This is a genomic window from Bartonella tribocorum, assembly GCF_002778015.1.
Classification (GTDB): Bacteria; Pseudomonadota; Alphaproteobacteria; order Rhizobiales; family Rhizobiaceae; genus Bartonella; species Bartonella tribocorum_B.
In genome coordinates, this window is record NZ_NJPP01000009.1 from 37,691 (window position 1) to 50,775 (window position 13,085).

General features: G+C 36.3%; 8 protein-coding genes, 1 tRNA gene and 1 pseudogene. 7 read left to right on the forward strand and 3 right to left on the reverse strand.

Features of this window, described 5'->3' with window-relative positions; all coding sequences use genetic code 11:
• Positions 1-197: 197 nt before the first annotated feature.
• The 4 genes from CEV08_RS04105 (at position 198) to CEV08_RS04120 (ending at position 5,722) form a co-directional block, all read left to right on the forward strand.
• A tRNA-Arg gene (locus CEV08_RS04105) sits at positions 198-274 on the forward strand.
• Positions 275-1,036: 762 nt separating this feature from the next.
• Entirely contained in the window at positions 1,037-2,710 is a 1,674-nt protein-coding gene (locus CEV08_RS04110; protein WP_100130489.1) for a formate--tetrahydrofolate ligase, read from the forward strand.
• Between the two features lie 186 nt (positions 2,711-2,896).
• Positions 2,897-3,130, forward strand: coding sequence for a 30S ribosomal protein S21 (gene rpsU / locus CEV08_RS04115; protein WP_012754552.1), 234 nt, complete (start codon positions 2,897-2,899; stop codon positions 3,128-3,130).
• Between the two features lie 2,034 nt (positions 3,131-5,164).
• Positions 5,165-5,722, forward strand: coding sequence for an SH3 domain-containing protein (locus tag CEV08_RS04120; RefSeq protein ID WP_100130490.1), 558 nt, complete (start codon positions 5,165-5,167; stop codon positions 5,720-5,722).
• Positions 5,723-5,771: 49 nt separating this feature from the next.
• On the opposite strand, the gene irrA is transcribed toward CEV08_RS04120, so the two are convergent.
• Complete coding sequence (gene irrA / locus CEV08_RS04125) at positions 5,772-6,284, reverse strand: iron response transcriptional regulator IrrA (RefSeq protein ID WP_100130495.1); 513 nt, start codon at positions 6,282-6,284, stop codon at positions 5,772-5,774.
• Between the two features lie 233 nt (positions 6,285-6,517).
• Here irrA and fabA point away from each other — a divergent pair, with 233 nt between their 5' ends.
• The 3 genes from fabA to fabI are packed head-to-tail and all read left to right on the forward strand — an operon-like array spanning position 6,518 to position 9,172.
• Entirely contained in the window at positions 6,518-7,027 is a 510-nt protein-coding gene (gene fabA, locus CEV08_RS04130; protein ID WP_100130491.1) for a 3-hydroxyacyl-[acyl-carrier-protein] dehydratase FabA, read from the forward strand.
• A gap of 57 nt (positions 7,028-7,084) precedes the next feature.
• Entirely contained in the window at positions 7,085-8,305 is a 1,221-nt protein-coding gene (gene fabB / locus CEV08_RS04135) for a beta-ketoacyl-ACP synthase I (protein WP_100130492.1), read from the forward strand.
• 48 nt (positions 8,306-8,353) lie between these two features.
• Entirely contained in the window at positions 8,354-9,172 is an 819-nt protein-coding gene (fabI, locus tag CEV08_RS04140) for an enoyl-ACP reductase FabI (RefSeq protein ID WP_100130493.1), read from the forward strand.
• Between the two features lie 2,206 nt (positions 9,173-11,378).
• Here fabI and gpsA read toward each other — a convergent pair.
• A complete protein-coding gene (gene gpsA, locus CEV08_RS04150) occupies positions 11,379-12,386 on the reverse strand; it encodes an NAD(P)H-dependent glycerol-3-phosphate dehydrogenase (protein ID WP_100130494.1) in 1,008 nt (335 codons plus the stop codon).
• Positions 12,387-12,792: 406 nt separating this feature from the next.
• A pseudogene (locus CEV08_RS04155) lies at positions 12,793-13,085 on the reverse strand (cytochrome o ubiquinol oxidase subunit IV); the annotation flags it as partial.

A 13,085-nucleotide genomic window follows, 5' to 3' on the forward strand; every position in this document is an offset into this window, starting at 1 on the left:
TCATATCGCTTTGTACGGTCACAACAAGAAAATGCTCATATTAAAATCAATTTAAACCGTAATATTATTATATCATTTTTAAAATATCTCATAAAAAAAGAGATTTTTTTTATGACAACCCAAGTTTCACTTGCATTTCTTTGGTGAAACGATTAGGAACCCTTGTATCTTAGATAAGGTAGAAAAACAAAGCGTGTGCACCCGTAGCTCAGCTGGATAGAGCACCAGACTACGAATCTGGGGGTCAGGAGTTCGAATCTCTTCGGGTGCGCCATCTATCAAATTCAATATCTTACTCGTAAATTCAAACCTCTTGAATTTCTTTTATGTGATTCATTTTTTCTCATCTTTGATGTTTTTTGTTCCATTCTATTATGAGGCGTTTCTTTAGCCATTTTGATAGAATGGTATTTGTTATGCGGCCTTTAATTCAGCTCCAAAGTGCTTTTTTAGAAATAATCGTAGTGATTGTATGCGTGATGTGTGTTGTTTTCTTTTCTCAATCTATACACCTATTTTTGATCTCTTCAAGTTTATACCCTTTAGTCAATTAGATAATTTTTTACGTGCTTATTTCTTTTTTCCATTGATGGATATTTCTGAATATTTCATTGTTGTTCCCCTATCTTCAGAGGGATTTTAAGTATGCCACCCAAAATTGCTGTTTACCGCTCTCTAAAACTTTTTCAGTATGCTCTTCAAAACAACAAATATGAGATATAAAACTCACATCAATAGCGCTGCATCAAAAGTCCTTTAATTAATTACCCAAAAACTTTCTTCTGATGTTCATCATTTGCTGATATTGAGAGTGATATTGCTGATCAACTAAAAACTTATCGAAACTTAAAAAATCGAGATTCTTTTTCCCCAAAAACGATAAGAATCCTCTCGCAGTCCTTTAGCTTATCTCTTGCGTGCCATATCATTGATCTCTATGATATCTTATAGTTTCTGGTCTTTATGGATTCTTCTTATTAATCCATAGAGTACAGATCCCAAACGTTAATAAAAGCTTATTTTAGAGAATTTTTCCATGCATAAAACAGATATTGAAATTGCTCGCACTGCTAAAAAGAAGCATATTACTGAAATTGCACAAAAAATTGGTATCTCACATGAAAATCTCATTCCCTATGGTCATGATAAAGCTAAAATTTCTTCTGCCTACATAAAATCACTTAATAAAAATCCAGATGGTAAACTTATCCTTGTCACGGCTATTAATCCTACACCTGCTGGAGAAGGAAAAACAACAACAACAGTTGGACTGAGTGATGCTCTTAATCTCATTGGAAAAAAAACTATAGCCACTTTGAGAGAACCGTCTTTAGGTCCCTGTTTTGGTGTCAAAGGTGGTGCGGCTGGTGGTGGTTACGCGCAAGTCGTCCCAATGGATGACCTTAATTTACATTTTACCGGTGATTTTCATGCTATTACAGCAGCTCATAATCTTCTTGCCGCAATGATCGATAATCATCTTTATTGGGGAAACACTCTAAACATTGATCCACGGCGCATCGTTTGGAAACGCGTTCTTGATATGAATGACCGTGCATTGCGCGATATCGTTATTTCATTGGGAGGCGTAACAAATGGTTTTCCACGTCAAACAGGTTTTGATATCACTGTTGCATCAGAAATTATGGCACTTCTTTGTCTCTCTGACAATTTAGAAAATCTTACACAAAGACTCAAAAAAATTATTGTTGCTTATCGTTATGATAAAACACCCATCACCGTTGCTGATCTTAATGCGGAAGGTGCAATGGCTGTTCTTCTCAAAGACGCCATACAACCCAACCTTGTACAAACCATTGAAAATAATCCTGTTCTCGTTCACGGAGGACCTTTTGCCAATATTGCTCATGGTTGCAACTCAGTTATAGCAACAAAAACCGCTTTAAAACTCACTGATTATGTGGTCACAGAAGCAGGATTTGGAGCCGATCTTGGAGCAGAAAAGTTTTTCAACATCAAATGTCGACAAGCAGGTATTGTACCAAGTGCTACAGTCATTGTCGCAACGATTCGTGCATTAAAAATGAATGGTGGTGTGGATAAAAATAACCTGACAGAAGAAAATATCACCGCTTTAGAAAAGGGAGCAGCTAATCTTTTACGGCATATCAAAAATATGGAGCTCTACGGCATCCCTTGTGTTGTCGCGATTAATCATTTTGACAGCGATAGCGATGCCGAAATAAGAACATTACAAAAAATAGTTGCAACAACTGGACACAAAGCACTTATTTGTAAGCATTGGGAACAAGGTGGAAAAGGCGCTATAGAACTTGCGAAAGAACTCGTTTCCTTAATTGAAAAGCAAGATTCCCATTTTAAAGTTCTCTATCAAGATGATATTCCCCTCGTTCAAAAAATTAATTGTATTATAACAAAGCTATATGGTGGGCGTGGCGCTATCATCTCAACTCCTATTCTTAAACAACTTAAATCTTGGGAAAAAGAAGGGTTTGGCACCTACCCTATTTGTATGGCAAAAACACCTTATTCTTTTTCTGCTGATCCCAAGCAATATGGTGCTCCTGTTGATTTTGAAATTCCTGTGCGAGAAGTTCGTCTCTGTGCCGGAGCCGGCTTTATTGTTGTCATTTGTGGAGACGTTATGACCATGCCCGGTTTACCGCATTATCCTACCGCTGAAAAAATTTATCTTGACGAAAATGATCAAATACAAGGGCTTTCATAAGTTTATAATCGTAAGCTCTATCATTCATTATGAAATGCGTTTTATTATAAAAAGGATAGAATTTGAAAAAGCGATATAGACAAATGTCTTATTTATATGATATAAATTTCTGTCCTTTTGGGTATGCCTTTAAAAGGACGTAGGTTTTTCCTATCATTTTTGACACTGAAAAGAGCAGGATAAATAGTGCAAGTACTCGTTCGTGATAATAATGTTGACCAAGCGCTCCGCGCGTTGAAAAAAAAGATGCAGCGTGAAGGTATCTTCCGTGAAATGAAAATGCGTAGTTATTATGAAAAGCCATCTGAAAAACGTGCTCGTGAAAAAGCTGAGGCTATTCGTCGTACACGTAAGCTTGCTCGTAAGCGTGCGCAAAGAGAGGGCTTTGTGAGTAACGGACGGACTGTTGCAGTGAAGTGATATGCATCTGATGCATCATAGAATCGCATAAGCAGTAAACAATAAGCTACAGAAAAGTTTTATCTTCATAGCAATGTAGTAGAATGTTTGTATTTGGTGTTTTGCGTCCAATGTTATCTCGTGTTTTAGCTGTATAAACGAATAAATGATCTGAAAGTGATAAAACTTTTTATCATAGAAATGGGGCTTACTTCACTCTTATGGTTTTCAAAAATAGATAACAAGCGACACTGGAAATATTTAAGCAATTTGTTTCTATGTGAAATGTGAGTCGAATGTAAGACGTTTTATTATCACTTTTCGCTATCATTTTTCTCCTTCTTGTTATCTTTCAAAGAACTGTTTTTTATATATAGATCTCATGATGGTTTTCTTTTTTGTCCTTAAATATTCTGCATTTTTTGAAGATTTTAGAGCAGATTGCAAAACACAAATGACTACCGCGATATGCGATTGGGTGTGTAAGAATATGAAAATACATAACTTTCTTCACTTACGTAATGAAACAATATAAGTCTTTATATCTTTTGATTCTATCCTGCTAAAGAATGAAGAATTTTAACCTCTGCATTACAGATTAGTTTTTCTTGATAAATTTTTCTTACTAATCACATATATAATTCCCTCATAGATGTATCGAGCAGCCTCTCCACTGAATTGAATATTTCACTCAACTTTTTTATACTGAGTAAGAAAAAATTGATAATAAACAGAGAAAACACTGTATTTTAATATGTGTGAATCTGCCTTATATTACTATTTGTTATGAAAATAATTTTACAATTTAAATAACAACCAAAAATTTATAACGCATTGATCTATCATCATACGTAATCGTTATTCATATTAAGTAATAGCTCTGAACACAACAGTACATTGATTTATAATGATAATTTATCGTTATTCATATTGAATTAGAACCCGGTAATACCGTAAGATTCTCTTAAATCTGTCTCTCTTGCATCATTTGAAATCATTCGCCTGCACGTTACAAAAACGGGATTAGCATTTGGATAAAATTTGTATAAGAAAGGAGTAAAAATGCTCCTTATGAATTATCTTAAGTGCCAAGTTTGTCACAACATACACGAGCTGGCATAAGTGTGTGATGGTGTTAGCTTATTCCTTTACAAACGTAAAGATGGAGGGCTCAATAGATTTATTTACCTCATGGGCGATGCTGTAAAATGGGTTTGGATGCGCTTTGAGAGATGTTTCTTTAAAACAAGCCCGTTAATTGGCAACCAAATAGCGCTCTGTTTTACAGTAAAGTCTTTCATCATATCCTTCTCCTATTCAATCAATCAAATTTATTTTCTTGTACATCACAGACAGCGTTAGTATGCTAATAAATTAAAAGCTATTTAAGAAAAAAATAAAAAGGCTTCTTATGAGCGCTATAAATAATGAAGAATTACATAACATTGGAAGCTGACCCGTAAAATGACGATATCAACTTATCTGCCACACGGATAAGCGTTATCATTGCATAAAAGATTTCATAAAATGGATTATCACGTAAACGCGTAAAATTGTCTTGTTAAAATGAGTCTTTCACATATCAATCTGCTCTATAATGTTGCTTATATTTTTACGCTTAAATGTTTCATGCATCGCATTATTTTGTCCATTCAAAACTTCTTTTCACACCCCATATCCCCCCTTTACTGAACAGTTTTTTGCTCATAAAGATGTATTCTTATATTTCTATTTTGAGAAATAAATCCCGAAAAGAAATACCACACTTTAGCCCTGATCTACTGTACAAAAACTGTTCTGATCCCAATATGCTTTACTCTTTTATCACGCATACGGCTCCATAAAAATCCAATATTTATTTACAACCACACCCTCACAAACAAGATAGGCACTCAGAAATTCAAACCTTTATTTTCCTTATTTTGCTGTTTTTGTAACAATTTTTTTATCGTTTAGATCTCTTTAACGAGCAATATGCCATACTTTTTATCCGTTTCCAGTCTTATCTTCCAGATGTTAGATTTCCAGTATTATGATAAAATAAAGGAGTTAAGTGTGCAAAATTCTCATTGGTTTCGCGTTTCAAGGCTCGCATCCTATATTTTAATAGCAAAAGTCATTGTATTGGGTTCAGTTCATGTGTTGCACGCACAAACATTTAATCAAAATTTAGGGCCTAGTGGTTTACCCCTTCCTCGATTTGCTTCGATTAAGCCTACCCGTGTTAATGTACGCGTCGGACCAGGAAGCAACTATTCTATCAGTTTTACTTATAAAAAGAAGGGATTACCTATTGAAATAATTCAAGAATATGATCAATGGCGCAAAATTCGTGATGCAGAAGGCGATGAAGGGTGGGTGTATCAATCGCTTTTATCAGGAAAGCGAACTGCTATAACTCTTCCATGGCAAAAAGATAAAACAAAAAGACTAATGCTCCGAAAAACACCCAACGACAACGCAGAATTTGTGGCAGAAGTAGAGCCTAATGTCATCGGTAATATCCACCAATGCGATGGACAATGGTGTGAAATCACTCTTCATAATGTCCATGGTTGGCTTCATCAATCTCACTTATGGGGAATTTATCCTGATGAAAAAATAAAAAGATAATGAATGCTTAAACGCATCAAGTTTAATCTTTATTTCTCATTAAACACCCTCACTCCCTATTACGAGATTGATTTTTTGGTTTCAACCGCACGATCAAATCAACATGTGAAATTTCCATATCTTTTGGTGGTGTAGGTAAATTTTTAATAATAAGAGCTTCTTCCAAATCGCATGGAATATCAAGAATACGATTTTCGCCTTCTATATAAAAATGGTAGTGATCAGAAGTGTTGGTATCAAACCAAGTTTTCGAACCTTCCACAGCAATAATCCGCAACAACCCCACTTCTGTAAATTGATGAAGTGTATTATAAACCGTTGCTAAAGATACAGGCACACCTGCCCTTACAACCTCCTCATAAAGCTCTTCTGCAGTAATATGACGATTTCCTTGAGAAAAAATCATATGTGCAAGCCCTAACCGCTGACGCGTTGGACGCAAACCATTTTGACGCAAACGTTTTTCTAACATAGAAATGGAATAACACTGCACATCCTCTCTAGACTCTTTTCTGAGCTGTTGCTCCTCATTCAGATCTAAACTATCTGCGCTCATGGCCATATTATAAACCAAAAAATATGTTCCTACTCCAATAAAATCAAAATACAAAAACGAGAATAGTATGGTGTTATCTTGTATTCCATTTTTTTATGATTATTTACGTAGGATACATAAAAAAAGGCCTTTGTCATTAAAAATGATATAAAATCATTTCCCTCTCTTTAAAATTTGCTCTAAAAGTAGGTTGGGAAAAAGCGCAGAAATAAAAATATATGCAGATAAATGGAGTAACAATGGCTGAACAAAAGTCTCGCTACACTTATGAAGAGCTTCTAAGCTGCGCTCGCGGCGAAATGTTTGGGAGGGGTAATGCGCAATTGCCAGCACCGCCGATGTTAATGATTCATCGAATCACTCAAATCAGTGAAACTGGTGGTAAATACGATAAAGGAATGGTTCGTGCTGAATTTGACATTACAGAAGACCTGTGGTTCTTTAATTGTCACTTTATAGGTGATCCCGTCATGCCGGGGTGTCTGGGATTGGATGGTATGTGGCAATTAACAGGTTTTTTTCTTGGTTGGTTAGGAGAACCAGGGAAAGGAAGAGCAATATCGACAGGTGAGGTGAAACTATCAGGTATGGTAACGCCACAAACTAAACTTCTTGAATATGAGATAGATTTTAAGCGTATCCGACGTGGGAATTTAGTCTTAGGAATAGCTGATGGGTGTCTAAAAGCAGATGGAGAGACTATTTATAAAGCGAATGATTTGCGCGTTGCTTTATTCAAAGAAGCTTGAATGTTATTTTCATCAGGAAGAATTTTTTACTATTCTGTATGGAATAAGGAGGTATGAATGCGTCGAGTTGTTGTAACTGGAATGGGAATTGTCTCAGCGATTGGAAATAATCCAGGGGCCGTTTTAACCAGTTTACGTGAGGCAAAATCTGGAATTTCTTACGCACCTCAATATGCTGAGTTAGGCTTTCGTAGCAGAGTTTACGGTAAACCTGATATTAATATAGAAGAATTGGTCGATCGACGCGCCCTACGCTTTCATGGACGTGGAACAGCTTGGAATCATATCGCCATGGATCAAGCAATTGCTGATGCTGGTCTAGAGTCTCATGAAGTATCAAACGAACACACAGGTATTATTATGGGTTCTGGAGGTGCTTCAACGCAATCAATCGTAGAAGCCGCTGATATTACACGCCAAAAAGGTCCAAAACGTGTTGGGCCTTTTGTTGTCCCTAAAGCGATGAGTTCTACAGCATCTGCAACATTAGCAACTTTCTTTAAAATAAAAGGGGTGAACTATTCAATCTCTTCAGCTTGTGCTACCTCCAATCATTGTATTGGGAATGCTTATGAAATGATCCAATATGGTAAACAGAAGCGCATTTTTGCCGGTGGCTGCGAAGATTTGGATTGGACACTCTCTGTTTTATTCGATGCTATGGGCGCTATGTCTAGCAGATATAATGATATTCCTCACAAAGCTTCACGTGCCTATGATGTCAATCGTGATGGATTTGTTATTGCTGGGGGTGCGGGTGTTTTAGTCCTTGAAGACCTAGAACTTGCTAAAGCACGCGGAGCAAAAATCTACGGAGAAATCGTTGGATATGGTGTAACATCCGATGGGCATGACATGGTTTCTCCATCAGGAGAGGGAGCAGAACGGTGCATGCGCATGGCCCTTGCAACAGTCAATCATAAAATTGATTATATCAATCCCCATGCTACAGCAACCCCTGTTGGTGACCCTCCTGAAATAGAAGCTATCCGCCGTATTTTTGGAGCAGGTGATCAATGCCCACCCATTTCTGCTACCAAATCTCTAACAGGGCATTCCTTAGGAGCCGCAGGTGTTCACGAAGCGATCTATACATTGTTAATGATGAATCATAATTTTATTTGTGAAAGTGCCCATATTGAAGAACTTGATCCAGCTTTTGCTGATATGCCAATCGTTCGTGAACGACGTGATCATCAACAACTGAATACCGTATTGTCAAATACTTTTGGTTTTGGCGGTACCAATGCAACACTTGTTTTTCAACGCTATGGATAAATAAAAGTTCTTAGTAATTGAAAAAAATACGGTCTTACGGAGAATAATATGAAAGGTTTGATGGAGGGCAAACGTGGCCTTATTATGGGAATTGCCAATGACCATTCAATTGCTTGGGGCATTGCCTGCCAACTCGCACAAGCAGGAGCTGAATTAGCTTTAACTTATCAAGGAGAAGCTTTTGGAAAACGTGTTCAGCCCCTAGCAAATAAGCTTGGCTGCAAATTAGTTCTAGAGTGTGATGTTGAAAAAATTGAAAACGTTGACTACGTCTTTGAGAAACTTGAAAAAGAATGGAAAGCGATTGATTTTATTGTCCATGCCATTGGGTTTTCAGATAAAAATCAGCTCAAAGGACGTTACGTTGATGTTACAACGCGTGAAAACTTTCAACGTACAATGGTTATTTCAGCTTATTCCTTTACTGAAATTGCTCAGCGCGCGGGAAAGCTTATGCCTCATGGAGGAGCACTTTTAACCCTTACCTATGGCGCTTCACAGCAAGTTGTCCCTAATTATAATATCATGGGGGTTGCTAAAGCTGCTTTAGAAGCTATGGTCCGTTATTTAGCGGCAGATTTTGGCCCGCAAAATATCCGTGTTAATGCAATTTCAGCTGGTCCTGTTAGGACCCTAGCAGGTAATGGTATTGCAGCAGCACGTGCAATATTTTCACATCAACGCCGTAATGCTCCATTACGTCGTACCGTGGATATTCATGAAATTGGAAAATCTGCTCTTTATCTGCTCTCAGACTTGTCATCAGGCGTTACAGGTGAAATCCATTATGTTGATTCAGGCTATAACGTCATGTCTATGCCAATTCTTGAAGAACTGAAAAAAAATGACGATACACAAGAAGGATAAAAAACATCCGACTTAAAAAATAAAATCAATCATCTGTAGAGCGTTTTAGTCGCGTATCGAATTCTTTTTCTACTGAACCCTCATGGAGACGGCCTTCAAATCTAATCTGTTGCATATATGATGACATACAACTTTCACCAAGGGAACATGACCGGTTGCAGAAAAAAGAAATCATTACGAGATAGCAAACGGTTTGTTTCAAGATTTTTCATGCCTCTGTTGAAAAGGGAGACAAAATTTTGTTGAGTATTTGTTTTCCTTTCATATTTTCGAGCCAAGGATAATTTATATATTTCTTTCAATCTGGTCTTTATGAATATAATGCAAAGGATGCGTATGCCCCCATAAAAATAAGCAAACAAAAAGTATATTATGTTATTGTTTTGCAAAATGTTTTATAAAAAGCCGGTTTACCTCTCCAACCCATTCTGCTGGAAAGTTTTGTGTTTTATCATGTTATTTTCCTAACAAAGCCCGTACTTTTTCCACGGCTTGTAAATCAATATCCCATCCAAAAGCCCCAGCATATTTAGGACAAATATTAAGGCGGTTTAGTACTTTCTCTACTGTTGCAGCTTTTCTATGCCAAATGGGAGAAAATTTATTGGGTATCTTTGTTTAATTTATCTCTGAAAAAAGATGATAACCTAATTGGGTAAGAATATAAAGGTGGAAACTATCTTGTGGGCTTTACCGTCATCCTTTCATTCAGCTGTACGACTTTTTCAAAAGCATCTAAAGCAATATCTTTTAAATAATGAAGATTACGCCTTCCCTCATGCCTTTGTTTATCACATGTCTCTTTGGGGTCATGCCTCTCATGCAAAACAGAATGCCCTAAGCCCAAGGCACTTTTGTTGCTAATTCACGTGTTTTTTTAAAACATCTCGCTCCCAAGCCCATTTTGCAACGTGAGTAACCATAAAGCCACTGTGCCCATATCTTTACGCTTGTGAAGAAAAAAACTCCACCGTTATATTTACTTTCCCCAATGTAGCAATATTTTAGAACTTGAAACGGTTCATAAAAGGTGTTTTTAGTCATTTCTTAATCGTTTTAGCCACACGACTTTTCCCGCTTTTAACGTGCAAGAGAATAATTTTCATTGATTCAATATAGAGAGATTTGAAATGAGAAAATCTCACGATATTTAAGATTCTACTCCAATATAAACAACTCAATCTTATTTTTATGACCACATTATTTTTCAGTTTAAAAGACAGCCACAAATACAATAATATTCTTTCAATTTCAGACCTTCACATTTGAATCAAAACATCGTTTTTGCATATAAAAAACAGCCTTGATATGTAGAAAAAGAAAAGACGTAAATATCTTCTATTAAAACGTCTCAAATACCAAAAGCTACCTCAACATTGTGAGGGCTGGAAAAGTGTATGCGTTTGGCCTTCTCCTTCACAAACGTAAAGACGGGAGACATAATGGGTTTTGTATATTTCATAGGGATTCTAATTATACTGTAGTACCATTTTGGAATGGGGTTGCATGGGCGATGCCTTTTTTAAAAAGGACGTGAATAAACCACAGTCATAGTGTTTTGTTTTTGTGAGGGGCATGCCCCATAAAAAAATGAGAAAAATAAAAGCATGAGGTAATCTCTGTTATTTAAAAGATATTGCTTTAGATGCTTTTGAAAGTCGTACAGCTGAATGAAAAGATGAGTGTAAAGCCCACAAGATAGTTTCCACTTTTATATTCTTACCAAATTAGGTTGCCATCTTTTTCCAGAAATTACACAAATAGAGATATGGAATACCCCTCTCCCTATCTAGCATATAAAAGCTATCACACGCGGAAAATAATATAGGAAATTGGATAATAGCAATGATATTTTTAGCTTATACCTTCTATAAACAAAAAGCTGATCCTCCCCAATGAAATCTTCTATTATTTTGTTTGCAAGTATTATTGTGAGATGTGTTTAAGAAAAAATAAAAATATCTTTTTAATTAACATTATACAAATATGTGTCATGTGGAAATAATAATTTATTTTCAAAGAAATGATCTAAACAACAGCCCAAATTTTTATATTTCAACCATATTTTATAAAAAATCAAATTCTATGGATTTATAATTTGTTAGAATATGATTGTCTTATACAACCATCAACACAATCTATTTTATATTCCTATCATAGAATACTTCTATTTTTTACGACTGGAATCATTTAAAAACACAGAATATTAACGCGTTTCATCCTTGAGAGCACGGCTTAGTAATGTGTTGGCCGCTTCAGTTATGTTTTTACCACAATAGAGAATTTGATAAATTTGTTCTACAATTGGCATTTCCACTCCAATACGTTGTGCTAACGTATGAACTTCCTTAGTATTTAAGTATCCTTCTACAACCTGACCAATTTGTTTTTCCACTTCTTTTATCTCTATTCCTTGACCAAGAAGTATTCCAAAACGGCGATTACGCGATTGATTATCAGTACATGTCAAAACCAAATCACCTAAGCCTGTCATTCCCATAAATGTGGAAAGCTCAGCACCCATTGCCTCCCCTAAACGACTGATTTCAGTTAATCCTCGTGTGATCAGAGCTATTCGCGCATTTGCCCCAAATCCCATGCCATCTGATATGCCTGCACCAATAGCAATAACATTTTTGACAGCTCCCCCTAATTGAACACCAATCATGTCTGAACTTTTATAAACTCTAAGACTTTTATCACAATGAAAAAATTGCTGCAATTCTTTACCAAATGCATTATCAGAAGCTGCTATCGTCATTGCAGTAGGCCAACCAATAGCCAATTCTTTAGCAAAAGTTGGCCCAGAAAAAACAGCTAAAGGAATTTTTTCGCCCAAAATCTCACGAGCAACTTCTTGTAAAAAACGTCCTGTACCATGTTCTAAACCCTTCGTTGCCCAAATAACCCGTGAATACTGATCCAAATAAGGCTGAATATTATACAAAACTTGATGAAATACATGGCTTGGAACAGCAATTAATATATTATGGCTTGCTGTTATTGCCGCTTCAAGCGAAGTTTCGAGGAATAAATTTTCAGGAAATCGAATATCAGGTAAATATACTTGATTACAACGTTTTTCCTGTAATTCTTTGATATGTTGAGAATTATACCCCCAAAGTAAAATATTATGACCATTACGTGCAAGAGCAACCGCTAATGCAGTACCAAAAGAACCAGCACCAATAACTGTCATTGCAACGGTTTTCATTACGTTTTCTGATTATTCTCTCAATTGCTGATTTCAATTGCAGGTTATTATAATAAATAACTTCAATGCTCTCTTTAACATAAATCCTTTAAAACTAAAACGTTACTTCTTCTTAAGCTTTATCTCAAACAACATAAAAACTTGTTTTTCACGCTATCTATCTTTGTATTGAAATGCATAAACACCATTCTTTGTATATTCTACAAATAGCTATTTATCTCAAAATAAATTAAAGCTTGCCTAAATACTCAGTGGATCGTCTTGTTAAAATAAAAGTAGATTCAAAATCATGATATTTATTCCACTGATATTTTACACTTAGTCCCCTCTTCACCTCCTACGAACCTTTGCAACACCACCTGAGGATCTCATACAGCCGCATCAGCTCCACAGGTATTTCTAACAACTATTCTATAGGAGTTTGCTGACTTGGAGCTTGCTCGATAGGCACTTCTGAACCAGGTGCTTGACCTACAGGAGAGTGCTGACTTGGAACTTGCTCCATGGGAACTTCTGAACCAGGCACTTGATCTACAGGAGTTTGCTGACTTGGAACTTGCTCCATGGGAACTTCTGAACCAGGCACTTGATCTACAGGAGTTTGCTGACTTGGAACTTGCTCCATAGGCACTTCTGAACCAGGTACTTGATCTACAGGAGTTTGCTGACTTGGAACTTGCTCCATGGGAACTTCTGAAC